The organism is Streptomyces sp. NPDC016851, from assembly GCF_055562795.1.
Genome location: NZ_JBVHEP010000009.1, coordinates 280,547 through 306,744, shown reverse-complemented (window position 1 = coordinate 306,744; position 26,198 = coordinate 280,547). Strand labels below are relative to the sequence as shown.

The 26,198-nt window shown below is 71.0% G+C and carries 23 protein-coding genes, 2 pseudogenes and 2 riboswitches; of the genes and pseudogenes, 16 read left to right on the top strand and 9 right to left on the bottom strand.

Going from position 1 to position 26,198, the window contains the following annotated elements; all coding sequences use genetic code 11:
* Nucleotides 1-14: 14 nt before the first annotated feature.
* The 6 genes and pseudogenes from ACZ3I3_RS17405 (at nt 15) to ACZ3I3_RS17380 (ending at nt 4,798) form a co-directional block, all read left to right on the top strand.
* Nucleotides 15-782: an enoyl-CoA hydratase/isomerase family protein gene (locus tag ACZ3I3_RS17405; RefSeq protein ID WP_467365909.1), complete on the top strand. Its 768-nt coding sequence runs from the start codon at nt 15-17 to the stop codon at nt 780-782.
* Nucleotides 783-951: 169 nt separating this feature from the next.
* Nucleotides 952-1,560: an ATP-binding protein gene (locus tag ACZ3I3_RS17400; RefSeq protein WP_467365907.1), complete on the top strand. Its 609-nt coding sequence runs from the start codon at nt 952-954 to the stop codon at nt 1,558-1,560.
* Between the two features lie 111 nt (nt 1,561-1,671).
* On the top strand, nt 1,672-2,850 hold the full coding sequence (locus tag ACZ3I3_RS17395) for a YncE family protein (RefSeq protein ID WP_467365905.1): 1,179 nt from the start codon (nt 1,672-1,674) through the stop codon (nt 2,848-2,850).
* Between the two features lie 93 nt (nt 2,851-2,943).
* Entirely contained in the window at nt 2,944-3,579 is a 636-nt protein-coding gene (locus ACZ3I3_RS17390; protein WP_467365903.1) for an ADP-ribosyltransferase, read from the top strand.
* 45 nt (nt 3,580-3,624) lie between these two features.
* A pseudogene (locus ACZ3I3_RS17385) lies at nt 3,625-4,538 on the top strand (helix-turn-helix domain-containing protein).
* Between the two features lie 47 nt (nt 4,539-4,585).
* Entirely contained in the window at nt 4,586-4,798 is a 213-nt protein-coding gene (locus ACZ3I3_RS17380) for an EF-hand domain-containing protein (protein ID WP_467365901.1), read from the top strand.
* Between the two features lie 69 nt (nt 4,799-4,867).
* Here the strand turns inward: ACZ3I3_RS17380 and ACZ3I3_RS17375 are convergent, their stop codons facing one another.
* Nucleotides 4,868-5,662, bottom strand: a complete 795-nt coding sequence (locus ACZ3I3_RS17375; protein WP_467365899.1) for an ABC transporter ATP-binding protein — start codon at nt 5,660-5,662, stop codon at nt 4,868-4,870.
* On the bottom strand, nt 5,659-7,371 hold the full coding sequence (locus ACZ3I3_RS17370; protein ID WP_467365897.1) for a 2-isopropylmalate synthase: 1,713 nt from the start codon (nt 7,369-7,371) through the stop codon (nt 5,659-5,661). The genes ACZ3I3_RS17375 and ACZ3I3_RS17370 overlap by 4 nt, the downstream gene beginning before the upstream one ends.
* A gap of 195 nt (nt 7,372-7,566) precedes the next feature.
* Between ACZ3I3_RS17370 and ACZ3I3_RS17365 the strand changes: the two genes are divergently transcribed.
* The 5 genes and pseudogenes from ACZ3I3_RS17365 to ACZ3I3_RS17345 form a co-directional block, all read left to right on the top strand.
* Nucleotides 7,567-8,259, top strand: coding sequence for a FadR/GntR family transcriptional regulator (locus tag ACZ3I3_RS17365; protein ID WP_467365895.1), 693 nt, complete (start codon nt 7,567-7,569; stop codon nt 8,257-8,259).
* A 57-nt stretch (nt 8,260-8,316) separates the two neighbouring features.
* A complete protein-coding gene (locus ACZ3I3_RS17360; RefSeq protein ID WP_467365959.1) occupies nt 8,317-9,000 on the top strand; it encodes an NADPH-dependent F420 reductase in 684 nt (227 codons plus the stop codon).
* 771 nt (nt 9,001-9,771) lie between these two features.
* Nucleotides 9,772-10,329 (top strand): endonuclease domain-containing protein, encoded by a 558-nt coding sequence (locus ACZ3I3_RS17355; protein WP_467365957.1) that lies wholly within the window; start codon nt 9,772-9,774, stop codon nt 10,327-10,329.
* A gap of 39 nt (nt 10,330-10,368) precedes the next feature.
* Nucleotides 10,369-11,186 (top strand): IS5 family transposase gene (locus tag ACZ3I3_RS17350; RefSeq protein ID WP_467365893.1). Its coding sequence is split into 2 segments (ribosomal slippage): nt 10,369-10,711 and nt 10,711-11,186, totalling 819 coding nucleotides; the frame shifts between segments, so codons are not numbered across the junction.
* 66 nt (nt 11,187-11,252) lie between these two features.
* A pseudogene (locus ACZ3I3_RS17345) lies at nt 11,253-11,556 on the top strand (IS5/IS1182 family transposase); the annotation flags it as partial.
* A 101-nt stretch (nt 11,557-11,657) separates the two neighbouring features.
* Here the strand turns inward: ACZ3I3_RS17345 and ACZ3I3_RS17340 are convergent.
* The 3 genes from ACZ3I3_RS17340 to ACZ3I3_RS17330 form a co-directional block, all read right to left on the bottom strand.
* Nucleotides 11,658-12,215, bottom strand: a complete 558-nt coding sequence (locus tag ACZ3I3_RS17340; RefSeq protein WP_467365892.1) for a GH25 family lysozyme — start codon at nt 12,213-12,215, stop codon at nt 11,658-11,660.
* An 85-nt stretch (nt 12,216-12,300) separates the two neighbouring features.
* Nucleotides 12,301-13,560 carry an McrC family protein gene (locus ACZ3I3_RS17335; protein WP_467365890.1) on the bottom strand — a complete coding sequence of 420 codons (1,260 nt, stop codon included), beginning with the start codon at nt 13,558-13,560 and terminating at the stop codon, nt 12,301-12,303.
* Nucleotides 13,557-15,749 (bottom strand): McrB family protein, encoded by a 2,193-nt coding sequence (locus ACZ3I3_RS17330; RefSeq protein WP_467365888.1) that lies wholly within the window; start codon nt 15,747-15,749, stop codon nt 13,557-13,559. Before ACZ3I3_RS17330 ends, ACZ3I3_RS17335 begins: the two co-directional genes overlap by 4 nt.
* A 108-nt stretch (nt 15,750-15,857) precedes the next feature.
* Here ACZ3I3_RS17330 and ACZ3I3_RS17325 point away from each other — a divergent pair, with 108 nt between their 5' ends.
* Nucleotides 15,858-17,075, top strand: coding sequence for an ATP-grasp domain-containing protein (locus tag ACZ3I3_RS17325; protein ID WP_467365886.1), 1,218 nt, complete (start codon nt 15,858-15,860; stop codon nt 17,073-17,075).
* A gap of 536 nt (nt 17,076-17,611) precedes the next feature.
* Here the strand turns inward: ACZ3I3_RS17325 and ACZ3I3_RS17320 are convergent.
* From ACZ3I3_RS17320 to gcvT, 4 genes are all read right to left on the bottom strand, one after another.
* Entirely contained in the window at nt 17,612-18,979 is a 1,368-nt protein-coding gene (locus ACZ3I3_RS17320; protein WP_467365884.1) for an L-serine ammonia-lyase, read from the bottom strand.
* A gap of 96 nt (nt 18,980-19,075) precedes the next feature.
* The gene (gene glyA / locus ACZ3I3_RS17315; protein WP_467365882.1) at nt 19,076-20,338 is read right to left on the bottom strand and encodes a serine hydroxymethyltransferase; all 1,263 of its coding nucleotides are present in this window, start codon (nt 20,336-20,338) and stop codon (nt 19,076-19,078) included.
* Between the two features lie 14 nt (nt 20,339-20,352).
* Nucleotides 20,353-20,730: a glycine cleavage system protein GcvH gene (gene gcvH / locus ACZ3I3_RS17310; protein WP_020276709.1), complete on the bottom strand. Its 378-nt coding sequence runs from the start codon at nt 20,728-20,730 to the stop codon at nt 20,353-20,355.
* 99 nt (nt 20,731-20,829) lie between these two features.
* A complete protein-coding gene (gcvT, locus tag ACZ3I3_RS17305; protein ID WP_467365880.1) occupies nt 20,830-21,948 on the bottom strand; it encodes a glycine cleavage system aminomethyltransferase GcvT in 1,119 nt (372 codons plus the stop codon).
* A gap of 38 nt (nt 21,949-21,986) precedes the next feature.
* Nucleotides 21,987-22,109, bottom strand: a riboswitch (glycine riboswitch).
* Nucleotides 22,110-22,209, bottom strand: a riboswitch (glycine riboswitch). It abuts the riboswitch before it with no gap.
* Between the two features lie 181 nt (nt 22,210-22,390).
* On the opposite strand from gcvT, the gene ACZ3I3_RS17300 reads away from it, so the two are divergent.
* From ACZ3I3_RS17300 to ACZ3I3_RS17285, 4 genes are all read left to right on the top strand, one after another.
* Nucleotides 22,391-23,059, top strand: coding sequence for an AAA family ATPase (locus ACZ3I3_RS17300; protein WP_467365878.1), 669 nt, complete (start codon nt 22,391-22,393; stop codon nt 23,057-23,059).
* Between the two features lie 67 nt (nt 23,060-23,126).
* Nucleotides 23,127-23,915 carry an enhanced serine sensitivity protein SseB gene (locus ACZ3I3_RS17295; protein ID WP_467365876.1) on the top strand — a complete coding sequence of 263 codons (789 nt, stop codon included), beginning with the start codon at nt 23,127-23,129 and terminating at the stop codon, nt 23,913-23,915.
* A gap of 138 nt (nt 23,916-24,053) precedes the next feature.
* On the top strand, nt 24,054-24,854 hold the full coding sequence (locus ACZ3I3_RS17290; RefSeq protein ID WP_436726800.1) for an enhanced serine sensitivity protein SseB C-terminal domain-containing protein: 801 nt from the start codon (nt 24,054-24,056) through the stop codon (nt 24,852-24,854).
* Nucleotides 24,855-25,195: 341 nt separating this feature from the next.
* Nucleotides 25,196-26,194 (top strand): ABC transporter permease, encoded by a 999-nt coding sequence (locus ACZ3I3_RS17285; protein ID WP_283970136.1) that lies wholly within the window; start codon nt 25,196-25,198, stop codon nt 26,192-26,194.
* The last annotated feature ends 4 nt before the right edge of the window (nt 26,195-26,198 follow it).

The window sequence follows — 26,198 nt, the reverse complement described above, 5'->3', positions numbered from 1 at the left end:
TTAACCTGCTGCGTATGACCGTCTCTCTCGAAGTCGCTGAAGGCGTCGGCACGCTCCGTCTCGACCGCCCGCCCATGAACGCGCTGGACATCGCCACGCAGGACCGGCTGAAGGAACTCGCCGAGGAGGCCACGCGCCGCGAGGACGTGCGGGCCGTGGTGGTCTACGGCGGCGAGAAGGTGTTCGCGGCCGGCGCGGACATCAAGGAGATGCAGGCGATGGACCACACCGCGATGGTCCTGCGCGCCCGCGCCCTGCAGGACTCCTTCACGGCGGTGGCCCGGATCCCCAAGCCGGTCGTCGCGGCCGTGACCGGCTACGCGCTCGGCGGCGGCTGCGAACTCGCGCTGTGCGCGGACTACCGCATCGCCGGCGAGAACGCCAAGCTCGGCCAGCCGGAGATCCTGCTCGGCCTGATCCCCGGCGCGGGCGGCACCCAGCGCCTGGCCCGCCTGGTCGGCCCGTCCAAGGCCAAGGACCTGATCTTCACCGGCCGGATGGTCAAGGCCGACGAGGCGAAGGAGATCGGCCTGGTCGACCGGGTCGTGCCCGCCGACGAGGTGTACGCGCAGGCCCACGCCTGGGCCGCGAAGCTGGCGCAGGGCCCGGCCCTCGCCCTGCGCGCCGCCAAGGAGGCGGTCGACACGGGCCTGGAGACGGACATCGACACAGGCCTGGCGATCGAACGGAACTGGTTCGCGGGCCTGTTCGCCACCGAGGACCGCGAGCGCGGCATGCGCAGCTTCGTGGAGGAGGGGCCGGGCAAGGCGAAGTTCCTCTGAACCCCCCCTCCAGGGGCTTGCACTTGACGCGGTGTCTGATCCGGGTCCCTCGATGGGGCGGTTTATGGCGACCTTAAGACAGCCTTAAGCGTGTCCGGTCGCCCTCCTTCGCCCCATGCCCCGAATCGGGCCGTCACCGCAGGTCAGATGGGATTTGGGTGACTCCGAAATGCCCTTGGCACATGCCCTCGGCCCGCCGTCGCGCACCCCGCTCCGGGGGCCGTTTTCCCCGGGAACGGCCCCCGAGGCCGCTCCGGGCGGCCATGATGGGGGCATGGCGGGGCTGGAGGGTACGGAACAGCCGCGGGGACACGCACATGCGGCCGCGGCGCGCTGGTCACCGACCGTCGAGGACGAACGCGCGCTGAAGGCGCTGGAGTTGTACGGCGACCCGACGGAGGCGGAGGTGCCGCTGCCGTCCCGCCCCGAGTCCGCGGCCACCGCCAGACGATTGACCCAGGTCGTCGTCCTGCGCCACTGGGCGCTCACCCCCAAGATCACCGAGGACGCCGTCCTGCTCGTCTCCGAGCTGGTGGGCAACGCCGTACGGCACACGGGCGCCCGGGTCTTCGGGCTGCGCCTGCACCGCCGCCGCGGCTGGATCCGAGTCGAGGTCCGCGACCCGTCCCGGGGGCTGCCCTGTCTGATGCCGGTCCAGGAACTGGACATCAGTGGCCGGGGCCTGTTCCTCGTCGACAAGCTGGCCGACCGCTGGGGCGTCGATCTGCTGCCCCGGGGCAAGACCACGTGGTTCGAGATGCGGGTCAGCGACCGCTGAGGGCGGCCCCCGCGGCGCGGGCTGGACGAGGGGCGTGACCTGCGACAGTCCGCCTGGCCGCCGATCGGGCGAATCACCGGTTTCCCCGCGAAGCGGACCTTGAATGGTGCGATGCACCGCCACCTTGTCACCAGCGCCCTCGTCGTGGGCGCCGCCCTCGCCTGCCTCGCCGCCTGCGGCACGCAGGGCGGGGAACGCACCTCCGAGGCACACGGCACCAAGGCCGCCGTGCCCGCGCCGCGCGAGAAGAAGCCCGTTCAGGGGCTGCCCGGGATGCCGCCCGTCCTCGACCCCGAGGACGTGTACGCGGCCGACCGCCCGAACAAACTGTCGCCCGTGGTCAAGGACTTCCCGTCCCGGGTCTACGTGCCCAACACCGAGTCCGACACGGTCTCCGTCATCGACCCGAAGACGTACGAGATCGTCGAGACGATCCCCGTGGGCCGGCAGCCCCAGCACGTCGTGCCCTCCTGGGACCTGAAGACGCTCTGGGTCAACAACAACCGCGGCCACACCCTCACCCCGATCGACCCGAAGACCGGCAAGGCGGGCAAGGAAGTCGAGGTCCACGACCCCTACAACCTCTACTTCACGCCCCACGGCAAGTACGCCGTCGTCATGGCGTCCCTCGACCGTGAACTGGTCTTCCGCGACCCGCACACCATGGAGATCAAGAAGACGGTCCCGGTCTCCTGCTACGGCGTCAACCACGCCGACTTCTCCCTCGATGGGCGCTACTTCATCGTCTCCTGCGAGTTCAGTGGCGAACTGCTCAAGGTCGACACCGAGAAGATGAAGGTCGTCGGGCAGCAGCGGCTGCCGTTCGAGGGCGCCATGCCGCAGGACGTGAAGGTCTCGCCCGACGGCGAGAAGTTCTACATCGCCGACATGATGGCCCACGGCATGTGGGTCCTGGACGGCGACACGTTCACCGAGCCCACCCTGTTGCCCACCGGCAAGGGCTGCCACGGCCTGTACGTCAGCCGCGACTCCCGCGAGATGTACGTGTCCAACCGCGGCGAGGGCACGATCTCCGTCTTCGACTTCACGCAGGACAAGCTGACGAAGAAGTGGCGGCTGCCCGACGGCGGCAGCCCCGACATGGGCGGTGTCTCCGCCGACGGCAAGGTGCTGTGGCTATCCGGCCGCTACGACGGCGAGGTGTACGCCGTCGACACCCGCACCGGCACCCAGCTCGCCCGCATCCCCGTCGGCAACGGCCCGCACGGCCTCGCGGTCTACCCGCAGCCCGGCCGCTACTCGCTCGGGCACACGGGCGTCTTCCGGTGACGGTCAGCAGCCGTCCACAAAGGGGCAGTTGACACGCCCCTGATCGAGTGAGGGTCCCCGGCCCGGCGCCGCGGACCCGCGATCGTGCTCCTCATGATCACCACCAGCATGCGGCGGCGCACCGCTGCCGCCGCTCTCTCCCTCGCGGCCGTCCTCACCACGACGGCCGCCACGCCCGGCCAGGCCCCCGCGGCCACCGCGGCTTCCGTGACGGCGGCCGCCAAACCCGCCGCCCCCGGACCGGCCGCCTGCCCCGTCCAGTTCGACGACAAGGTCAAGGCCGCCGCCGACCGCCGGGTCCAGGTCGACCGCATCACCCCCGACCCGTCCTGGCGCACCAGCTGCGGCACCCTCTACCGCGCCGACGGCCGCGGCCCGTCCGTGGTCTTCGAGGAGGGCTTCCTGCCCCGGGACGTCGTCAACGGCCAGTACGACCTCGAGAAGTACGTCCTGGTCAACCAGCCGTCCCCCTATGTGTCGACCACGTACGACCACGACCTGTTCAAGAAGTGGAAGTCCGCCTTCAACTACTACGTCGACGCACCCGGCGGAGTCGACGTCAACAAGACCATCGGCGACACCCACAAGTGGGCCGACCAGCAGGAGGTCGCCTTCCCCGGCGGTATCGCCCGCGAGTACATCGTCGGCGTCTGCCCGGTCGACAAACAGACCAAGACCGAGATCATGAGCGAGTGCGAGAGCAACCCGCACTACAAGCCCTGGCACTGAGCGGGGCTTGAGTCTCCACCCGCTGGAAGGCCCAGACTCCCCCACATGACCGACGACGGCACCGGACTGCACACCATCGGCGAACTGGCCCGGGTCACCGGGCTGTCCGTGCGCACCATCCGGTACTGGTCCGACGAGGGCGCGCTGCCCCCGGTGGCCCGGTCCGCGGGCGGCTACCGGCTGTACGACGCCGCGTCCGTGGCCCGTCTGGAGCTGATCCGGACCCTGCGCGAACTCGGCCTCGGGCTGGCGGACGTCCGCCGGGTGCTCGCCGGTGAGACCACGGTCGCGCAGGTCGCGGCCACGCACGTGGTCGCGCTGGACGCGCAGATCCGCGCGCTGACGGTGACGCGTGCGGTGCTGTCGACGGTCGCGAAGCGGGGTTCCGGTGCGGAGGAGACGACCCTGATGAACAGACTGGCACGGCTGTCGGCGGCCGAGCGGCGGCGCATCATCGAGGAGTTCGTGGACGAGGTGTTCCACGGGCTGGACACGGCGGACCCGATGATCCGGGAGCACATGCGGAACACCGCCGCCGACCTGCCCGAGGACCCGACACCCGAGCAGGTGGACGCCTGGCTGGAGCTGGCCGAGATGCTCCAGGACCCGGACTTCCGGGCCGAGATCGCAAGGTCGCCGAGTTCAACGCGGCCGACCGCGGTCATGACACACCCGCCGGGGCGTCCCTGTGGTTCTCCCGGCGGCTCGTGCAACTGGGCGCCCGGGCCCGGGAGCGCGGGATCGCCCCCGACTCACCCGAGGCCGCCGAAGTACTGGGCGAGCTTCTGGGCGATGCCGACCCCGCCGCCGTGCTGGAGCGGCTGCGGTCGCACGCCACCCACCGGGTCGCCCGCTACCGCGAGTTGCTCGCCGTCGTGAAGGGAGCCGGACCCGAGGCGGCCCACCGGGAGGAGTTCGCCTGGGTGGTCGCCGCGCTGGAGGAACGTACGGGCAGTTAATCTGACCTGCGTCAGCAAGACCTGGAAAAGAGAGTAGGGGCGGATCGGTGGCGGACATCGAGGAAGCACGCAAGCAGTTCGAGCGGATCGATACGGACGGGGACGGATTCATCACCGCTGCCGAGTTCAAGACCGCCCTGGCCCGGTCCGGCGACTGGAACGTCACCGAGTCGGTCGCCGAGGTCGTCATCAAGACCCGCGACCTCGACGGCGACAAGAAGCTCAGCTTCGACGAGTTCTGGGCCTACCTGAGCAAGTGACGCCGGCTCCGAAGGTGCCGCGAGGTGTGGGGGCCCGGGTCCGTCCTGCGGACGGACCCGGGCCCCTCGTCATGCCCGCCGGGCCGTGCGTACGCTCCAGCGGCCGTCGTGCCGTTCCAGCGCCAGCGGCAGGTCGAAGCACTTGCCGAGCCGGTCGTCGGTCAGCACCTCGGCGACCGGGCCGCCCGCGAGCGGCCGCCCCTCGCGCAGCAGCAGGGCGTGCGTGGTGTGGGCCGGCAGCTCCTCCAGGTGGTGGGTGACCAGGACCGTCGCCAGCCGCGGATGCTCCCGGCGCAGCTCCCCGAGCGCCTCGATCAGCTGCTCCCGGCCCGGCAGATCCAGGCCGGTGGCCGGCTCGTCCAGGAGCAGCAGCCGGGGCTCGGGCATCAGCGCCCGGGCGATCAGCGTCCGGCCGCGCTGCCCCTGGGACAGTGTCGGCCAGCGCGCCTCACGGTGCTCGGACAGTCCCAGCGTCCGGATCAGCCGCTCCGCCCGCTCCCGCTGCTCCGGCGCCGGACGCCACCGGGGCAGCGGCTGCTCCACCGAGTTGGTCAGGCCGGTCAGGACGACGTCCCGTACCCGCAGCGGCGAGGTGAGCGGATGCCGCGGGTCGACATGCCCGACGTGCGCGCGCAGCTCCCGCAGGTCGACCCGGCCCAGTCGGTGGCCCAGCACCTCCACGCGGCCCCGGGTCGGGTGGAGATGCGCGCCGAGCAGGCCGAGCAGGGTCGACTTGCCCGCGCCGTTCGCGCCGAGCAGCGCCCAGTGCTCACCGGCCCGGACGGTCAGCGACACCTCCGCCAGGATCGGCCGGCCGTCGCGTACGACGTGGACGTCCTCGGCGCGCAGGACGACCGGCGTCACCGCAACGCCCTGTTCACCGCGGACAGCACCGCCTGGACCGAGGCGCCCAGGAAAGAGGAGTCCCGGCCCGCGCCCCAGCACGTCCTGCCGCCGACACGGCACTCGGCGAAGGCGTCCGTGCCCTCGTCGCCGGCCCGCTCGCAGAAGTCGAGCACGTCGACGCGGATCCCGGCCCCGGCCAGCGCGTCGACGAACGCGGAGACCGGGCCGCTGCCGGTGCCCTCGTAGTCGCCGGTGCGGTCACCGGTGCGCAGTGTGCACACGAAGCGGTGGCCGCCGGTCTCGTCCCGGTGCACGGACCAGGTCTCCAGCGCCACCTCCCCGTCCTCCACCAGGTACGCCGCCCGGAACAGCGCGTACAGCTCCTTCGCCGTCATCTCCCGCCCGCTGTCGTCCGTCGCCTCCTGGACGGCCCGGGAGAAGTCCGGCCGCATGCGCGCGGGCAGGTCGACGCCGTGGTGGGTGCGCAGCAGATAGGCCATGCCGCCCTTGCCCGACTGCGAGTTCACGCGGATCACCGCCTCGTAGGAGCGGCCCACGTCGGCCGGGTCGATCGGCAGGTACGGCACCGACCAGGGCGCCTGCCCCTCGGGCACGCCCAGCTCCCGGGCCCGCTCGGCGTGCCGGGCCAGGCCCTTGCTGATCGCGTCCTGGTGGGTGCCCGAGAAGGCGGTGTGGACGAGCTCCCCGGCGTACGGGTGGCGCGGGTGCACGGGCAGCCGGTTGCAGTGCTCGACCGTCTCCCTGACGGTGTCGATGTCCCGGAAGTCGACCATCGGGTCGACGCCCTGGGCGTACAGGTTCAGCGCCAGGGTCACCAGGTCGACGTTGCCGGTGCGCTCCCCGTTGCCGAACAGGCAGCCCTCGACGCGCTGGGCCCCCGCCAGCACGGCCAGTTCGGCGCAGGCGACGCCGGTGCCGCGGTCGTTGTGCGGGTGCACGGAGAGGATCACGCTGTCGCGCCGGGACAGATGGCGGTGGACGTACTCGATCTGGTCGGCGTAGACGTTCGGCGTCGCGATCTCCACGGTCGCCGGGAGGTTGTGGGTCACCGGCCGGTCCGGGCTCGCGTCCCACAACTCGGTCAGCCCGTCGCACAGTTCCAGGACGAAGTCCGGCTCGGTCAGGTTGAAGGTCTCCGGGGAGAACTGGAAGCGCACGTACGAGGCCCGGTCCGCCCGGCGGGCCATGTGCTCGGCGGCCTCCCGCACGGTCCGCCACACCTCGGCCCGGTCCCGCCCCAGGACGACGTCCCGCCACACCGGCGAGGTCGCGATGTACAGATGCACGACGGCCCTCGGCAGTCCCTCGATCGCCTCGAAGGTGCGGTCGATCAGGTCCCGGCGGGCCGGAGTGAACACGACGGGCGTGACATCGTCCGGTACGGCACCGGAGGTCGCCAGGTGCCGTACGAAGTCGAAGTCGGTGCGGCTCGCCGACGGGTAGCCGACCTCGATCTCCTTGAAGCCCATGCCGGTCAGCAGGTCGAAGAAGCGGCGTTTGCGGGGGGTGTCCATCGGCTCGGCGAGGGCCTGGTTGCCGTCGCGCAGGTCGACGGGGACCCACAGGGGAGCGCGCTCGATCCGGGCGGCGGGCCAGTCGCGGTCCGCGGCGGGCACGGGCACGCGCTCCTGGAAGGGGCGGTAGCGGTGGAAGGGCATGGGGCCCGGGCGCTGGGGGTTCCAGACCGGGGCAGGGGTGGTGGTCATCGTCGGCTGTGGCCTTCCGGCTCGGTCGGACGGTGACCGGCAGCACGGCGCCCCGCGGCGGGGTGCCGGTCGCGTCAGGCCCCGCCGCGGCAGCCGAGAAGGAGACCGGGGAAGATCATGCGCAGTACGCTATCCACCACTCAGGTCCTCAGACAAGTGGAAACCCCCTCCTCCTCAGACAAGTTGGTGAAGCACATGCCGCTAGCCGCCGTCCGCCCCAGCCCCCTGGTCGAGCAGGCCGCCGCCCGGCTGCGCGAGCAGATCGCCGGCGGCCACTGGCCGGTCGGCACGCGGCTGCCCGGGGAGACGACGCTGGCGAAGGAACTGGGTGTGGGCCGTTCCACCGTCCGTGAGGCGCTGCGCGCGCTGGCCGGAGCCGGGCTGGTCCGGTCCCGCCAGGGCGCCGGCGTCTTCGTCATCGCGACCGAGCCCGTCGAGGACTGGCCGACCCGGCTGCGCCGGGCCGCCGTGACCGACGTCTACGAGGTCCGGATGGCGGTCGAGGTGCACGCGGCCCGGCTCGCCGCGCTCCGCCGCACCCCCGAGGACGTCACGGCGCTCCGGGCCGCACTGGAGGGCCGCCGAGCCGCCGGCACGGCCGACGACGCCGCCTTCGTCGACGCGGACATCGCCTTCCACGCGGCCGTGGTCGCCGCCGCCCACAACCCGGTGCTGGCCGACCTGTTCACCGAGTTCAGCCCCGTCCTGCGCGAGGGCCTGATCGAGCTGCTGTCCCTGACCGGCCTGCGCGCCGACGACCCCGACACCGGCGACGAGGCGCACGAGGCGCTCGTCCGGGCGGTGGCGGACGGGGACGCGGAGGGGGCGGCGGAGGTGCTGCGGGGGGAACTGGAGGATCCGTTCGCACCTTCCCGGAAGCCGGAATAGCCCCTGAGCCCCGCAGGTTGACCCTGATCACGAAGCTGGCCAAGAACTCCTGACTCCCTGGAAGGGCGAGGCGAGGACATGAAGATCGGCATCATCGGAGCGGGCAACATCGGCGGCAACCTGACCCGGCGGCTCACCGCCCTCGGTCACGACGTGTACGTGGCCAATTCCCGCGGCCCGCACACGCTCACGGCCCTCGCGGAGGAGACCGGCGCGACACCCGTGACGGTCGAGGAGGCACCGCGGGGCGCCGAGATCGTCGTCGTCACCATCCCGCTGAAGGCGGTCCCGGACCTGCCGTCGGGCCTGTTCGACGAGGCGGCCGACGGCGTCGTGGTCATCGACACCGGCAACTACTACCCCCGCCAGCGGGACGGCAGGATCGCCGCGATCGAGGACGAGGGCCTCACCGAGAGCCGCTGGACGGAACGCCAGATCGGCCACCCCGTGATCAAGGCCTTCAACGGCACGTACGCCCAGGACATCCTGGACCGCCCGCTCCCGGCCGGCGACCCCGAACGCATCGCCCTGCCGGTGGCCGGCGACGACGAGGCGGCCAAGCGCAAGGTACGGGATCTGATCGACGAACTCGGCTTTGACACCGTCGACTCGGGCGGCATCGACGACTCCTGGCGCCAGCAGCCCGACACCCCGGTCTACGGCCTGCGCGGCGGCGTCGAGGCGGTCACGAAGGCCCTGGCGGAGGCGTCCCCGGAACGCAAGCCGGAGTTCCGGGCATAAGGTCCACAGGCCGAGCAGATCAAGGAGGAGTGGGGCCGGTGACCGAGATGCTGCCTGCTTTGATGCGCACGCGGAAGTCGTGACGTCGGATGCGGACGACGCCTGGCGCACCCTCTCCGTACCCTGGCCCCTCCTTCGCGGGGCCTCTCGCAGCCCGGTATGCCAAGCCTGATCGACTGCACCTACACACACGGCACCCGCCCCGCCGCGGAGAACTCAACCCTTGAAGCCTCCGGGTGACGACCGATCCGGGGCTGGCCCCTGTTCCTCTGAGGCGCTCACGGCTTCTCGGCCTACACCCTGACTTTCCCTCTTCTTCCCATCACTCCGCCACACCCGCCTCCGAGCCGTCCCGAGCCACCTGCCCGGGCCGACCCATGAGTACGCCCTGCCCCCTCGTCATCAGTACAGGCTTCCGCGTGAGGGCAGTGTGGCGCCTGCTGGCGAGTACGAGACGCGGGGCCGAGTGAGGATTGAGCCGACCTCCCGTGATCCGAGCTTGCACGGTCTGACGTGCGAGAGCGTTACATGTGTTCGGCGTCCTCGTTGATCGGATGGTAGGTCGACAGGATGAAGTAGCGGGGGAACGAAGTGCGGGTGTGTGAAGCGGGCGGAGACGGATGGACCTGCGACCGGTCATCTGGCCGGTTTCCGCTGACGAAGGGGTTGTGCAAGACCCACTACACCCAGCTCCGGCGAGGAAAGGTGCTGACTCCCATCAACGTCGGCCGCGCGGTCGCGGAGAGCCGGACGTGTGAGTTCGACCGATGCATGAGGGCGGTATCTGCAAGGGGGCTGTGTACAGGCCATTATCAGCAGCGAATGAAGGAGCAAGCGCTCTCGCCGCTCCGACGGAAGAGGGGCAACGGTGCCATCCAGGAGATGATCGAACGCGGGATCATCGAGTGCCGCGAATGCGGCGAGCACAAACCCGTATCCGAGTTCTCGACACTCAACGCATCCGGTGTTCCGCGCCCGTACTGCAAACCTTGCAATGCCGAGCGTGTCCGCCTTGGGCATTACAGTCTCACCAAGGAATTCGTGCATTTACTTCTGCGGTTCCAGGAAGGGAAATGTGCCCTCTGTGCGGCGGTTGGCAGGGGCCAGAGGGCGATGGACATCGACCATGACCATGCCTGTTGCCCAGGTAGGCGAAGTTGTGGTGAGTGCGTGCGAGGCCTCGTCTGCAGCAGTTGTAATTTCCACGCTCTGGGATGGTACGAAGCTCTGCCGCCCGAGCTTCGTACTTTCGATCTTTTGAACACTTACCTTGCGCACCCGCCCGCGAAGCGGCTCCGGGTGCAACTGGTGGCTCCGGCAGGCGGCTAAGGCCGTGTCCTACGTGGTGAGGCGGACGTTGGTCTGGTCATGGGGTGGGGTACATGGAGTTGGATTGTTCCGGACGGGCTGTGGGAGATCGCCAAGCCGCTGATCCCAGCGTCGAAAGTGCGGCCGCAGGGCGGCGGAACACAGGACACGCCTGATGAAACGCTCTTCGCGGCCATTATCTACGTCCTCGCCAGCGGCTGCGCCTGGCGCCAACTTCCGCCCTGCTTCGGGATATCGAAGTCGACCGCCCACCGTCGGTTTCTGATCTGGTCGAGAGCCGGTGTCTGGGTCCGCCTGCACCAAGCCGTGCTGCATCACCTCGACGACGCCGGCCTCATCGACGTCACCCGCGTCGTCCTCGACACCGCCCACGTCAGGGCCAAAAAGGGGGCGAACACACAGGTCCGAGCCCCGTGGACCGGGGCAAGCCGGGTTCCAAGATGCACATCCTGTCGGACGCGAACGGACTGCCCCTCCCCGTCGGCATCTCGGCTGGCAACACCTACGACAGCGAAGGGCTCAAGCCCATGATCGAGGGTCACCAAACGAGACACGACCCCCACCGCGGCCGGTACTTCAAGCCCCAGCGCCTACACGCAGACAAAGCCTACGACCGCGCCGACCTGCGCAGATGGCTCCGATGGAAACGAATCGGAGTACGCATCGCCCGCAAAGGCATCGAATCCAGCGAACGATTAGGGCGCCGCCGCTGGGTCATCGAGCGGACGATGTCCTGGTTCTCCGGCTACCGACGCCTGAGCCCTCGCTACGAACGCAATCCCCGCAACTACCTGGCCTTCCTCGGACTCGCAGCAGCTCTCTGCTGCTACAAGCGACTCGTCCGCCTCACCACGTAGGACACGGTCTACAGCTGGAGTACTAAAGGGTGTTGCAGGAGGCTTGGTGGCGGGCACTTTGCCTGTATGGGTGGGGTGTTGAGGGCTGAGCCGGTGTGGGTGGAGACGTTCACCGGGTTGCCGATGGGGCCCTTTGAGAAGCTGCTTCGGGTGGTGCGGGAGCGAGGCGGCAACGGCCCCGGTGGCGCTGCTCGCGCTGGAGCCCGCGCCCAGGCCGGTGCCGGGCACCGACCGGTTATGGATCGTGGACGGCACCCTGATCCCGGTGCGTGACCGGCAGGTCGCAGCCTCCTCGCACAACTACCGGTTCTCGGCTTCCTCTGTGACTGCCACCAAAGAGGCGAAGGCCTCCACCACGCCGTCCAGGCCGTAGCCACCATGCACAACCTCGCCATGGCAGGGTGAAACAGCAGGCCAGCCATCACCCGGACATGCCCGCCACCAAGCCTTCCGCAACTCCCTTCAGGCGTGTCAGGCGTCCTCGGCCCACCTTCGCAGCGCCGCCTTGCTCTCGAAATCCGCCGCGTTCATGTCCAGCGGATCGTCGGTGTACTGGTGGAATCGCCATTTGGCCTTGATACGCGGCTTCCCGGCACTGACGTAGTCGGCGATCCACAGGCCGTCGCCCGCGTAGGAGGTTTTGTCGATGGTCAGCCAAAAATGCCTGTTCGCGTACAGAATGACCTGGTTGTTCGGCCGGAGGTCCTTCAGCTTCCGGATGAACAGATCCTTCTGCGCGTTGCTCGCGTGCGTCCCGTTGCTGGTCGTCTCCCAGTCGACGGCGAGAATGTCACCCGGCCGGTCCGGGGCCTTGGAGACGAAGTACTCGGCCTGGGCGGTGAGGTTGCCGGGCCACAGGAAGTGGTAGAAGCCGACGACCAGCCCGGCGTCGCGGGCCCGCTTAGTCTGGGCGGCCAGTCTGGGATTGACGTAGGAACGCCCCTCGGTCGCCTTGACGAAGACGAAGGACAGGCCGTCGGTGTCGTAGGAGGAGGACTGGTAGGCGCTCACGTCTATGCCGCGCAGCATGGGGGTCTCCCTGAAGTGCCGGTGGGGGAGGGGGAGTCGGTGCCCACCACCATGGCACGGGCTGCTGTGGACTGACGTGGAAATGTCAACTTGGGCGGGCCGTGGGGTGGGCGCGGGCCGCCGTGGCGGTGATCCGGTCCGCCAACCCGGCGACGGACGCGAGCAGTTCGGCGGGCGGGCGGACGAGGTCCAGGGCGTGGGCCGTGACGGTGATCCCGGAGCGGCGGATGACGTGGTCGGCCGGGCCGTCCTGGGAGGTGGCGGCGTAGACGAGGTGGCCGTGCGGCAGGCCGAGCGCGGTGCAGTAGCCGAGCAGCTGGCCGAGGTGGTCCGTGGAGGGGGCGGGCCTGTCGAGGAAGACGTACTTCGCGTCGACGACGGAGACGGGGCGGCCCGCCCGGTACAGCACGATGTCCGGACGCAGACGCACCCTGCGGGCCTCGTCCAGGCGGTGGTGTCCCTCCTGCCCGGCGCACCGGATCCCCTGGCGGGCGAGTACGTCGCCGAGTGCCAGGGTGAGGAACCGTTCGAAGACGTCCGGCATGTCGAGCAGGAAGCCGTCCGCCGCGGTGGGTGTCCCGCCGGCCGGCTGGACGGAACGGGCGGACAGCACCAGTTCGGCCAGCCGCAGTACCCGGGTGTAGCGGGAGTTGAGGCGGTTCGGCGTCCAGCGGGGCAGGGGCGCGCCGGGGTGGAGGGGGCGGACGCCCGTGAGGTGGCCGGCCAGGTGGCGCAGGGTCATGGCCGTGCGCCGGGGAACTCCGGGGAGCCGGGCGGCCAGGTGCAGGGCCGTGAGCAGGACGCGGTTCTCGGCGATGTCCGGGGTGTGGTCGTCGTAGCGCACGGCGACCGGCAGCGGCAGGCCGACGCGGCGCAGCTGGTCCGCCGTGCGGATCCGGCCCCGGATCAGGGGCAGGTCCTCCTCGACCGTGCGATAGCCGTGCAGCACTCCCGCGTCGAGCGTGCGGCGGGCGGTGCGGGCGAGCAGGTCGGCGACGGCGGGCAGCAGGTCGTCCGACTCGGCGGCGGTGACCGGCTCGGGCCGCCAGGGGTCGCCGGGGGAGTAGGAGAGCAGGAACAGCAGGTCACGGACCGGGAGTTTGGGACGCAGGCGCAGCTGGACGGCTCCGCCGGACGGCGTGCGCAGCCGCACCAGGCCGACCTTCTGGTTTCCCCTCAGGCGCCAGCGTCCGCCCGCCGCCGGGGTGAGCCGGACCAGGTCCGGCACGGAGAGCAGCCCGGCGATCTGGTCGCCGGTCAGCTCCCGCACGGTGCCGGGGCCGGTCTCCCGCACGGTGAGGTCGAGGCCGGCCGGGCCGGGGCCGGCGGGGCGGGGGGCGGTCACGCCTCCTCCGGGTCCTGCCCGAGCGCCGCCCGCAGGGCGGGCAGGCCGTACTCCTCCTCCACGTCGACACCGGTGCCGTAGAGCTGGTCCTCCAGCAGGGGCAGGATCTGGGTGCGCCAGACGAGGTCGAGTCCCTCCGGCCGGGCCGCGGCGGGCTTCATCAGGTACGACGGCCCGATCGCCCGGTCGGCGTCGCCGAGCCGGGCGTTGAGCGCGTCCAGCAGCCTGGCCGCGGTGTCCGGCAGTCCGCGCTCATGCAGCCAGCGGTCCAGCAGGCCCTGGACCGGCGGCTTCTCGGGGGAGAGGCGGCGGAAGGCGAAGCGTCGGCGCATCGCCGCGTCGACGAGGGCGATCGAGCGGTCGGCGGTGTTCATCGTGCCGAGGAGGAACAGGTTGTCCGGCAGGGTGAACGGGGCGTGCGGGCTGTACTGGGTGGTGACGGGCTCCTCGCGGTACTCCAGCAGGAAGTACAGCTCGCCGAAGACCTTCGCCAGGTTGGCCCGGTTGATCTCGTCGACGATCAGGACGTACGGGTTGGCCGGGTCCTTCGCGGCGCGTTCGGCGAGCAGCCGGAACGGCCCGGGCACGACGTCGAACACCACCGAGCCGCCCTCGCCCCGGACGGGACGGAACCCCTCGAAGAAGTCCTCGTAGGTGTACGAGGGGTGGAACTGCACCAGCTCCACCCGGTCGGGCCCGGCGAGATGCCGGGCGAGGGCGCGGGCGAGGTAGGTCTTCCCGGTGCCGGGCGGGCCGTGGAAGACGAGCTGTCCCTGCTCCTGGAGCTGTTCGGCCGTCTCCCGCAGCCACTCCAGGGGCATCAGCAGGCGGGCCGCCAGTTCCTCGGTGACCGGCGGCAGTTCCAGCGCCTTGGTGACGTCGACGTCGACGAGCTCCTCGGCGACCACGTCCTCCAGCCCCGCCCGCTCGGCGAGTTCGGCCGCGACGCTGCTGATGTCGTAGACCGTCGGCGGCAGGGGCAGCCGGGCCTGCACGCGCTCGGGCAGCTCCGCGCGGACGAGCGGTCGCTCGGCGGTGGCCCAGCGCACCGGCCGGCGCCGGGCGTTGTCCGGGCCGTCCGAGGCGTCGTACGCGGCCGGGCCCTGGACGGTGCCGACGTGCACCTCGTCCGGGGTGACGGTGACGACCAGGTCGCCCGGCTGCATGAGGGTGAGGAAGGCGTGCAGCTGGTACGCGGCCTGCCCGCGCAACTGGGCGCTCGACTCCGGCATCGCCTCGGCGACGGCCCGCTGGACGTCCTGCTTGGCGGCGCCGGCGGGGAGCTCCGGGATCTCCCGCCAGGACATCGAGCAGTAGCCGCGCCCCAGCCAGTCGGGGATGAAGTTGCGCCCGTCCACGTTGTATCCGCGCACCAGCCAGCCGCGCTGCTCGTGCTCGACGGCGCCCCTGCGCCACCTGCCCACCCACGGCTCGTCGTAGAAGTCGACCGCTTGCCCGGTCTGTTCCTCCAGCGTCCGGCACAGTTCCAGCAGGTCGCGGTCGTCGTCACCGGTGGGCTCGGGGAGTTCGTCCGCGAACGCCTTGACGATCTCCTGCTTGTGGTAGGCGCTGGCGATCGGCTGGTAGAAGTCGGGGAAGAGCAGGAACAGCAGGACGTGGATCTGCGCCCGCCCCTTCTTGTGCCCGACCGACTCCTGGATGCCCAGGCACAAGGCCTTGAACCCCAGGGGATCCGTCAGCACCGCCTCCCGCTCCGCACCGGTCATCCCGGCGAGCCGCTCCACCAGCAGGACCAGGATCTGGAACTGCGCCCAGCGGTAGTTCAGAAAGCCCTGGCCGCCGTTGATGAAGCCCTTCAGGCCAGGCTCCAGATCCTCCGGAACGGCCACCGGGCGGCCGGTCCAGGACAGCACCTCGCCGAGGATCTGGTGTTTCTTGGCCAGCCCGATCTGCTCGGGCACCAGCGGTGCCATGTTCACGAACAGCAGCTCGGCCGCCAGCACGACCGTCGCCTCGGGCGCGCCGTCGAGCTGCCGCCGCAGCTTGACCAGGAAGGTGTCCGAGGACTCGTCCGGCCGGTCCACGAACCGCGCGCGCAGATCGGCGGCCGTGGCCTCGCTCCAGGCCGGCACCTCCCGCGCGAACGCGGACTTCCCGCTCAGCAGACCGTCCCGGAAAACCCGCCGCACCGCCGCCACGACCTCGACGCTGTCCGCCCGCCTCGTCACTGCGCCCACCCCCTGGTGCTCGAAGGGCCCAGACTAGGCGGACAGCGGCACGAAGGCCTCCAAGGGGGGCGCAGGCCACGACGGCGAACGAGAACGGTGTCCGACCAGATGACGACAGCACACACCCCCGCGGTGACCCCGACGGCAGCGGACGACGGCGGCGAGGCCGGGAGCGGCACCGTGCTCTACCTCGGCCTGCGGCGCTCCCCCCTGGAATGGCGCGCCGAACTCGACGCCGCCGCCGCACGGGGACTGACCGTCCACGTCGCGTCCGACGCCGACGTCTCCGACACCGGGCTGCCCGGCCACCGGATCGGCTCCTTCGACCGTGGCTCCTCGCTCGCGGAGCAGGCCGCTGAGGCATCCCCGGACCAGGCCCCCGTCGCTGTCGTCTGCTGGGGCGACAAGTACGTGGGCCTCACCGCGCTGCTCGCCGAGCGGTTCGGGGTGCGCGGCATCGGTACCGACGCCGCGGCCGTCACCACCGACAAGGCCGCCCAGCGCCGGTCCATGGAGCCGTACGGGCTCAACCCGCCCTGGCGGGCGGGCCGGACGCCCGACGACCTGCGGGCCGCCGTGTCGGAGCTCGGCACCACGGGCCGTCCCCTGGTGTTCAAGCCCGCCCACTGCTCCGGCGGCCGCGGCATGGCGCTGATCACCCAGGACACCGGCCTGGACGAGGTGTTCGCGCTCACGGCCGCCAACTACTCAGGGACCGGCGACTTCCTCGTCGAGGAGTACGTCGACGGCTCCGAGCACTCCGTCTCGGGTGTCGTCTCCGACGGCACGGTGCGGATCCTGGGCGTCACCGACAAGAGTGTCGACGGGCCCTTGTCCCCGTCGTGGGCCACGGCTGTCCCCTCCGCCCTGACGGACATACAGGTCAAGGACCTGATGCGGGCCGCTGAGCAGGCCGTGCTCGCCGTCGGCCTCAGGACCGGCGGGTTCCACGTCGACCTGCGGCGCGGCTCCGCGGGCCCCGTCGTCCTGGAGGTCGGCGGACGGCTCGGAGGCGACCTGATCAACTCCCACCTCATCCCGTACGCGCACCAGGGGGCTGTCCGGCCGTACGAGGCGCTGCTCGCCCTGCTCACCGGCGGAGAGCTGCCCGGCGAGACCCCCGAGCCCAGCCGCGGCGCGGCCATGGTGCTGCTGCCCCGGGCCGGGCGCCCGGCGGGCGAGGTGGCCGTGGCCGCGCTCGCGCGCCCGCGGGTCGTCCTCGCCGAGGACTGGCCCGGCACGGACACCGTCGTGGCGGTCGTCGTCACCGAGGACCCGGCCGACCTGCCCGCGGCCGTCGCGGAGGTCCGCGAGGCGGCCAGGTGACCGCGGGCCCCACGCCTGGGCCCCGCCTTCGACGAGCTGACGCGCCTCACCGGCAGGGGCGGCGACAGCGGCTTCCGCCGGGACCGCCACGACCACGGCGGCCGCCGCCCGGCGCCGCGCGGGCCGTCAGCACGCGATGGTGTTGACGGCGAGTCCGCCCCGCGCGGTCTCCTTGCACTTGACCGACATGTCGGCGCGCTGCGACCCGGCACTGCTTTGCTCGCCTCGCCGGACCTGGTCTCGGCCCGCCTGAAATTCCGCGCGCCAGGCGGTCTGACGCCGCTGAGAACCCGATCGGCGCATTTCCGATTTCAGGTCGCCGCGTCGTTCCGGCCGGTTCGGGCCGCACAACCCGTCCTTCCCCCTGTCGTGACCAAGTGCGCCAGTTCATGACCAAGTGCGCCAGATCGCGGGGGGGGAGAGAGAGTGAGCAGGGCCTGACGTGCCCCAGTAAGTTCCAGGGACTTTCCGCCGCGTGAGCAGGAAGGGCTCGCCAGCACTGAAAGGCACGAACGCGCTGGTCAGGGCCCATGCCCTCAGCACTCGATGATGTTGACCGCCAGCCCGCCCCGCGCCGTCTCCTTGTACTTGACCGACATGTCCGCGCCGGTGTCCTTCATCGTCTTGATGACCTTGTCCAGGGACACCTTGTGGGAGCCGTCGCCGCGCATCGCCATGCGCGCCGCCGTGACGGCCTTCACCGCGGCCATGCCGTTGCGCTCGATGCAGGGGATCTGGACCAGGCCGCCCACGGGATCGCAGGTGAGGCCCAGGTTGTGTTCCATGCCGATCTCGGCCGCGTTCTCCACCTGTTCCGGGGAGCCTCCGAGGACCTCGGCCAGCGCGCCCGCCGCCATGGAGCAGGCGGAGCCGACCTCGCCCTGGCAGCCGACCTCGGCGCCCGAGATGGAGGCGTTCTCCTTGAAGAGCATGCCGATCGCGCCCGCGGCGAGCAGGAAGCGGACCACGCCCTCCTCGTCGGCGCCGGGCACGAAGTTCATGTAGTAGTGCAGGACGGCCGGGATGATGCCGGCCGCGCCGTTCGTCGGGGCGGTGACGACCCGGCCCCCGGCCGCGTTCTCCTCGTTGACCGCCATCGCGTAGAGGGTGATCCACTCCATGGCGAGGGCCTTCGGGTCGCCCTCGGAGCGCAGTTTGCGGGCGGTGTTCGCGGCCCGGCGGCGCACCTTCAGACCGCCCGGCAGGATGCCCTCGCGGGACATGCCGCGCGCCACGCACGCCTCCATGACCCGCCAGATCTCCAGCAGTCCGGCGCGGATCTCCTCCTCGGTGCGCCAGGCCCGCTCGTTCTCCAGCATCAGCGCCGAGATGGACAGGCCGGTCTCCTGGGCCATCCGCAGCAGCTCGTCGCCCGTGCGGAAGGGGTACTTCAGCACGGTGTCGTCGAGCTTGATGCGGTCCGCGCCGACCGCTTCCTCGTCGACGACGAAGCCGCCGCCGACCGAGTAGTACGTCTTCGTCAGCAGCTCGGCGCCCGAGGCGTCGTACGCCCACAGCGTCATGCCGTTGGCGTGGTACGGCAGGGTCTTGCGGCGGTGCAGGACCATGTCGTCGTCGTAGGAGAACGCGATCTCGTGCTCGCCCAGCAGGTTCAGCCGGCCGCCGGCCTTGATCGTCTCCACCCGTTCGTCGGCCTTCTCCACGTCCACCGTGCGCGGCGAGTCGCCCTCCAGGCCGAGCAGCACCGCCTTGGGCGTGCCGTGGCCGTGGCCGGTGGCGCCGAGCGAGCCGTAGAGCTCCGCGCGGACCTTCGCGGCCGGGGCCAGCAGCTCCTCGTTGCGCAGCCGCCGGGCGAACATCCGGGCCGCGCGCATCGGGCCGACGGTGTGGGAGCTGGACGGGCCGATGCCGATCGAGAACAGGTCGAAGACCGAGATGGCCACGGGGGACTCCTGACTACGGGGGTGGTGCAAGGGGTGGTGCAGGGTTTCAGGGCGCCCCGCCCCACGCGGAACGGGGCGCCCTGAAAGGTTTCTTCGTTATGTGGTCGAACCCGGGTACAGCGGGTGCTTGTCGGCCAGGGCCTTCACCCGGGCCTTGAGGGCTTCGGCGTCGTACGACGGCTTCAGCGCCTCGGCGATGACGTCCGCGACCTCCGCGAAGTCCTCGGCCTGGAACCCGCGGGTGGCCAGGGCCGGTGTGCCGATCCGCAGGCCGGACGTCACCATCGGCGGGCGCGGGTCGTCCGGGATCGCGTTCCGGTTGACCGTGATGCCCACCTCGTGGAGGCGGTCCTCGGCCTGCCGGCCGTCCAGCTCCGAGTGGCGCAGGTCGACCAGGACCAGGTGCACGTCCGTGCCGCCGGACAGGACGTCCACGCCCACGCCCCGGACGTCGTCCTTCACCAGACGCTCGGCCAGGATGCGGGCACCCTCCAGCGTACGGCGCTGGCGCTCCTTGAAGTCCTCCGAGGCCGCGACCTTGAAGGCGACGGCCTTGGCCGCGATCACATGCTCCAGCGGACCACCCTGCTGACCGGGGAAGACGGCGGAGTTGATCTTCTTGGCCAGTTCGGCCGTGGAGAGGATCACACCGCCGCGCGGGCCGCCCAGCGTCTTGTGGGTGGTCGTGGTCACCACGTGCGCGTGCGGCACGGGGTTCGGGTGCAGCCCCGCCGCGACGAGCCCGGCGAAGTGCGCCATGTCGACCATCAGGTACGCGCCGACCTCGTCCGCGATCCGGCGGAACGCGGCGAAGTCCAGCTGCCGCGGGTAGGCCGACCAGCCCGCGACGATCAGCTTCGGCTTCGACTCCTTGGCCAGCCGCTCCACCTCGGCCATGTCGACCCGGCCGTCGTCGCCCACGTGGTAGGCGACGACGTCGTAGAGCTTGCCGGAGAAGTTGATCTTCATGCCGTGGGTCAGGTGCCCGCCGTGCGCGAGGTTCAGACCCATGATGGTGTCGCCCGGCTTGAGCAGCGCGAACATCGCGGCGGCGTTGGCCTGGGCGCCCGAGTGCGGCTGCACGTTGGCGTGCTCGGCGCCGAACAGCTCCTTGACCCGGTCGATCGCGATCTGCTCGACCACGTCGACGTGCTCGCAGCCGCCGTAGTAGCGGCGGCCCGGGTAGCCCTCGGCGTACTTGTTGGTGAGGACCGAGCCCTGCGCCTCCATGACCGCGACCGGGGCGAAGTTCTCCGAGGCGATCATCTCGAGCGTGGACTGCTGCCGGTGCAGCTCGGCGTCGACCGCGGCGGCCACGGCCGGGTCGAGCTCGTGCAGGGGTGTGTTCAGGACGGACATACGGCTATGACTCCTCAGCCGGCGGAGAACGCGGTGTACTCGTCGGCGGAGAGCAGGTCGCCCGGCTCCTCGGCGACCCGCACCTTGAACAGCCAGCCGCCCTCGAAGGGGGCCGAGTTCACCAGCGACGGGTCGTTCACCACGTCCTCGTTGACCTCGGTGACCTCACCGGAGACGGGGGAGTAGAGGTCGGACACCGACTTGGTCGACTCCAGTTCGCCGCAGGTCTCGCCCGCGGACACCGTGTCACCGACCTCGGGGAGCTGGACGAAGACCACGTCGCCGAGCGCGTTGGCCGCGTGCTCCGTGATGCCGACCGTCGAGACGCCGTCCTCGGCGGCCGACAGCCACTCGTGCTCCTTGCTGTAACGCAGCTGCTGGGGGTTGCTCATGGCCTGGATTCTCCTGTACGCGCGGGAGTGCTGATGAAGGGGACTGCTGGTGAGCGCCGTGATGTGCCGGGGCCGCTGGTGCGGCCCGACGGCCAGTGTCTACTTCTGGCGCTTGTAGAACGGCAGCGCCACGACCTCGTACGGCTCGTGACTGCCCCGGATGTCCACGCCCACGCCGGTCGCGCCGGGCGCGGCGTGCGCGGGATCCACGTAGGCCATCGCGATCGGCTTGCCGAGCGTGGGGGAGGGGGCGCCGGAGGTGACCTCGCCGATCACCTCGCCGCCGGCGACGACCGCGTACCCGGCGCGCGGGACCCGGCGGCCCTCGGCGACGAGCCCGACCAGCACGCGCGGCGGGTTCTGCTCGGCCCTGGCGGCGGCTTCGCGCAGGGCCTCGCGCCCCACGAAGTCGCCCTCCTTCTCGAACTTCACCACCCGGCCGAGCCCGGCGTCGAAGGGCGTCAGCGAGGTGCTCAGCTCGTGCCCGTACAGCGGCATGCCCGCCTCCAGGCGCAGCGTGTCGCGGCAGGACAGTCCGCAGGGGACCAGTCCGGCGCCCTCGCCGGCCTTGGTCAGGGCCTGCCACAGCTCGACGGCGTGCTCCGGCTTCACGAACAGCTCGAAGCCGTCCTCGCCGGTGTAGCCGGTGCGGGCGATCAGGGCCGGGACCCCGGCGACCGTGCCGGGCAGACCGGCGTAGTACTTCAGCCCGTCGAGGTCGGCGTCGGTGAGGGACCTCAGGATCCCGGGGGACTCCGGGCCCTGCACGGCGATCAGCGCGTAGGCGTCCCGGTCGTCGCGCACCTCTGCGTCGAAGCCGGCGGCGCGCTCGGTCAGCGCGTCAAGGACCACCTGGGCGTTGGAGGCGTTGGCGACGACCATGTACTCGGTCTCGCCCAGCCGGTAGACGATCAGGTCGTCGAGGATGCCGCCGTCGGCCCGGCAGATCATGGTGTAGCGGGCGCGGCCGGGCTTGACGCCGCCGATGTTGCCCACCAGGGCGTGGTCGAGGAGGGCGGCGGCCTGCGGGCCGGTGACGGTGATCTCCCCCATGTGGGAGAGGTCGAAGAGCCCGGCCTTCGTGCGCACGGCGTTGTGCTCGTCGCGCTCGGAGCCGTAGCGCAGGGGCATGTCCCAGCCGGCGAAGTCGGTCATCGTCGCGCCGAGCGAACGATGCAGGGCATCGAGCGCGGTGTGGCGCAGTGGCGTACTGCTCATCGGTCGGTCGTCTCCAAGGGCATGACGGGCGAGGTCGTTCCTCCCCATCTGTCATCGGAACCTGAGAGGTTCGCCATGACCACGGGGGACACGGCTTGCACCTTGGGTGGAGCCACGCCCGCCGCCTCGGCGACAGGGGATGGCCCGCTTTTCAGATGTGCCTCGCCCGCGCGGTAACGGGGCCTGAGAGATTCAAGGGAGGGACTTGCTCCTTCGGCGCCCCAGCGTCAGCGGTGCTGGGAACTCTCCCGCGCGGATTCAAACGGCCGGTATGCAGTTGGCGCGCACATCATTGCACGCATTGTCGCGGGGCGGCAGGGGCAGCACCCTGTAGCAGGGCTGTTGCGGGAAGAGGACTAAAACCAGAGACATCGGGCATTACCTTCTCTTTACACTCAGCGGGGATGGGACTCGTACCTGGCCCCAGGGGAGGACGATCACGGTGAACAGGACCACCGCGTACGCCACGACATCGGGCGTCGCGCTGCCCGAGCAGCCGGCCGTTCCGGCACGGGCGGCCTGCGGCCCGCTGCCGGTGCCGGTCGTCCGCGATCTGCGCGAGCGCGAAGGCCGAGGCCCGCACGCGCTGCTCTTCGGCCCCCGCGACCTCGTCGTGGTCACGGGCCTGCCCGGCAGCGGCAAGTCCACGCTGATGCGGCGCACCGTGCCGGGCCGGCGCATCGACTCCCAGGACGCCCGCGACCGCTGGGACAGCCGCATGCCCCGCTTCCTGCCGTACGGGGTCTACCGCCCGCTCGTCCGCCTCGCCCACTACGCCGGGCTGCGGCGCGCCCTGCGCACCGGCGAGGGCGTCGTCGTGCACGACTGCGGCACCCAGGCCTGGGTCCGCCGCTGGCTGGCCCGCGAGGCCCGGCGCCGGGGCGGCACCCTGCATCTGCTCCTGCTCGACGTCACCCCCGAGGAGGCCCTGGCCGGCCAGCGCGACCGGGGCCGCGGCGTCTCGCGGTACGCGTTCCTGCGCCACCGCGCGGCGGCCAACCGCCTGCTGCGCTCCGTGGAGCGGGGCGAACTGCCCGCGGGCTGCGGCTCGGCGATCCTCGTCGACCGGGACGCGGCGGGCACCCTGCGCCGGATCGGCTTCACGGGCTGACCGCCGGCGGCCGGGGAGCCGCTAGCCTTTTGAGCCACAGCAGTGGTTCCAGGCAGGCGGTAGGCAGATGGACTTCCCGGCGGACTTCTCCGCGGACTTCCCGGCGCACACGCAGACCCACCCGCACGGCGGATGGCCCGGCAACGAACTGGAGGAGGTGCTCTCGGCCTCCCTCGGGGCCGGGCCGTCGGCCGGCGGGCGGATCGTCGAGGTGCTCGGCCGGAGTTTCGTCTGGGTCCCCCTGCCGAGCGGCGGCGGCCCGCAGAGCGGTCCCCTCGAGCTGCCCGGCATCGAGATCGAGGGCCAGGCGTACGTACCGGTGTTCAGCTCGGAGGAGCAGTTCCGCCAGGTCGTCGGCTCCCACATGTCGTACACGATCGCGCCCGCCGTGGAATTCGCCCGCGGCCTGCCCCCGCACGCGGGGATAGCCGTCAACCCGGGCGGCGTCGTCGGCATACCCCTCCCGCCGCCCGCGGTGGCCGAGCTCTGCCGGGCCGGCCGGACCCCCTTGGACGGCCCCGCGAGCGGCGGCCGGGTCCGCCTCTTCGAGCCCGACTGGCAGGACGACCCGGTGGACTTCCTCGCCGCCGCCTCCGCGGAGTTCGAGGCCATCGGCGTCGTCCTCACCGCCCGCCGCTGCCTCGCCGCGATCGAGACCGCCGACCCGGTGATGTTCGTGGGCGTCGAACTCTCCCAGTGGGAAGGCGACCTGCGGGCCCTCCCCCTGGAGGCCCTGTCCCGAGCCGTGACCCGGTGCCCGGCCCCGTGGCAGGTCAACCTGGTCCTCCTGGACGTGGCGGAGGACCCGGTGGGCACCTGGATGAGGGACCGGGTCCGGCCCTTTTATCAGCGGTAGGACAGCGAACTCAGGGGCGCGGGGAACGGCGCGACAAGCCACACACGACCCGCGCCCGCAAACCGGCACCAATCCCCGAGCTCCCGCACGGGCTTAAGCTAGGTCACGGTCGAGGCGTTGTACGAAGGGGCGGTAAAGGTGAGCGCGAGCGGCACGGCCGCGGCCGGACAGGTCGAGCACATGCTGCGCCAGGTCACGCCCGGGCGTTACGACGCCTACGAGGCACTCCTGCGCGCGCTCGCGACCCCGCACTCCGGCCAGATCTGGATGCTCCTCTGGCACGGCCAGGCGGGCTCCCCCGACGCCCAGTACGGGAACATGGAGGTCGACGGCTACGGCTACGCCCCCTGTGTGACCTCCGCCCAGGAGCTCTCGGCGAGCGGCTGGAACCGCAGCTACGAGGTGGTCGACGGAGTCGACGTCGCCCGCGCCCTCTACCCCGACCACTACGGCCTCTGGCTCAACCCGCACGCCCCGGGCGGCGGGGTCGGCATCCCCTGGCTCGACCTGCGGCGGATCGCCACGGGCCTGGACCGCCAGCCCGCCGGCCCGCTGCGGCTGTCCGAACCGGCCATCGAGCTCCCGCAGTTCTACGCCCTGCTCGCGCAGAACGCCCACCGCACCCCGGCCGTCCGCTCGCTGCGCCGGGCCTGGGTGCAGCCCGCGCTGGGCGCGCCGTACCTCGCCATCGGACTGGATGTGTACGACACCTCGCCGCCGGCCGTGGATTCCGTGCGCGCGATGATGCAGCAGTCCCTCGGTGCCGTACCGGACGGGCTGCCCGTCTCGACCGTCGCCATGTCCGACGAGCACGACCCGGTCGCCATGTGGCTGCGCGCGAGCGCCCGCCCCTTCTACGACCGCGAGGCCCACGCCACCGCCCCGGTCCAGGCCCCCGCCTCGGGCTACGGCTACCCCCCGGTCCAGGGCCGCTACTGACGCGTCCGGCGGGCCCCCGATGGCCTCTCTTTCCTCACCTTCAAACGCGACCGGCTCTCAGCTCTCCGCGCGTAGATAGGGGGGAAAGGCATGGGTCTGTCCTAAAATGCCCCTGTCTCAGCGCGTCCGACCCCCGCTACCCACTGTCCGGATAACGGAACCCCGCAGACAGCATCACGTTTACGCATCCTTTCACCGCCAAGTCTGGCAACAGATCGCCAAAGCGTTGAAGACTCCCCGCAAGACACGGGCCGGGTCGGTCTTGTGTACGAGACAAACAAACCGCTACAGCGGCAGCCAGGGGCTCGGCGATCGCCGGCCCGAGAGGGGTCAATCGCACCGTGACCGCACCGATCGAGACCACCGGGGCGGAAGCCGGAGCACAGCCCGAGGCCGTGCTCTCCGGGGTCAAGAAGAGCCAGATCGAGGGGCGTTCGCTCACCCAGATCGCCTGGATGCGCTTCAAGCGGGACAAGGTGGCGATGGCGGGAGGCGTCATCGTCATCCTGCTCGTGCTGATGGCGGTGTTCTCCAAGCCCATTCAGTGGATCTTCGACCTCGATCCCAACAAGTTCAACCAGGACCTCATCGACCCCGCGCTGCTCGCCCCCAAGGGCGGCTGGGGAGGCATGAGTTGGGACCACCCGCTCGGCGTGGACCCGCAGTACGGCCGGGACATGCTCGCCCGCATCATCGACGGCTCCTGGGTCTCCCTCCTGGTCGCGGGCGGCGCCACGCTGCTGTCCGTGTGCATCGGCACTGTGCTCGGTGTCGTCGCCGGTTACTACGGCGGCTGGATCGACAGCGTCATCAGCAGGCTGATGGACACCTTCCTGGCCTTCCCCCTGCTGCTGTTCGCCATCTCGATCTCCGCCTCCGTGCAGGACGGCTTCTTCGGTCTCGAAGGCCTGTCCCTGCGCATCAGCGTGCTGATCTTCGTGATCGGCTTCTTCAGCTGGCCGTACATCGGCCGCATCGTGCGCGCCCAGACGATGACCCTGCGCAAGCGTGAGTTCATCGAGGCCTCCACGAGCCTCGGGGCACGCGGCCCGTACATCCTGTTCCGCGAACTGCTTCCGAACCTCGTCGCGCCGATCCTCGTCTACTCGACGCTGATCATCCCGACGAACATTCTGTTCGAGGCCGCGCTGAGCTTCCTCGGTGTCGGTATCGCTCCGCCGCAGGCCTCCTGGGGCGGCATGCTCAGCAACGCTGTGGATCTCTACACGGCTGATCCGCAGTACATGTTCGTGCCCGGACTGGCGATCTTCATCACCGTCCTGGCCTTCAACCTGCTGGGTGACGGGCTGCGTGACGCCCTCGACCCTCGCAGCAAGTGATCCA

Bases quoted from the DNA above. Each gene is read 5' to 3' on its own strand.
- ACZ3I3_RS17405 (WP_467365909.1), top strand. From the start codon at position 15: ATGACCGTCTCTCTCGAAGTCGCTGAAGGCGTCGGCACGCTCCGTCTC.
- ACZ3I3_RS17400 (WP_467365907.1), top strand. From the start codon at position 952: ATGCCCTTGGCACATGCCCTCGGCCCGCCGTCGCGCACCCCGCTCCGG.
- ACZ3I3_RS17395 (WP_467365905.1), top strand. From the start codon at position 1,672: ATGCACCGCCACCTTGTCACCAGCGCCCTCGTCGTGGGCGCCGCCCTC.
- ACZ3I3_RS17390 (WP_467365903.1), top strand. From the start codon at position 2,944: ATGATCACCACCAGCATGCGGCGGCGCACCGCTGCCGCCGCTCTCTCC.
- ACZ3I3_RS17370 (WP_467365897.1), bottom strand. From the start codon at position 7,371: ATGACCACCACCCCTGCCCCGGTCTGGAACCCCCAGCGCCCGGGCCCC.
- ACZ3I3_RS17365 (WP_467365895.1), top strand. From the start codon at position 7,567: ATGCCGCTAGCCGCCGTCCGCCCCAGCCCCCTGGTCGAGCAGGCCGCC.
- ACZ3I3_RS17355 (WP_467365957.1), top strand. From the start codon at position 9,772: ATGAGGGCGGTATCTGCAAGGGGGCTGTGTACAGGCCATTATCAGCAG.
- ACZ3I3_RS17340 (WP_467365892.1), bottom strand. From the start codon at position 12,215: ATGCTGCGCGGCATAGACGTGAGCGCCTACCAGTCCTCCTCCTACGAC.
- ACZ3I3_RS17325 (WP_467365886.1), top strand. From the start codon at position 15,858: ATGACGACAGCACACACCCCCGCGGTGACCCCGACGGCAGCGGACGAC.
- glyA (WP_467365882.1), bottom strand. From the start codon at position 20,338: ATGTCCGTCCTGAACACACCCCTGCACGAGCTCGACCCGGCCGTGGCC.
- gcvH (WP_020276709.1), bottom strand. From the start codon at position 20,730: ATGAGCAACCCCCAGCAGCTGCGTTACAGCAAGGAGCACGAGTGGCTG.
- gcvT (WP_467365880.1), bottom strand. From the start codon at position 21,948: ATGAGCAGTACGCCACTGCGCCACACCGCGCTCGATGCCCTGCATCGT.
- ACZ3I3_RS17295 (WP_467365876.1), top strand. From the start codon at position 23,127: ATGGACTTCCCGGCGGACTTCTCCGCGGACTTCCCGGCGCACACGCAG.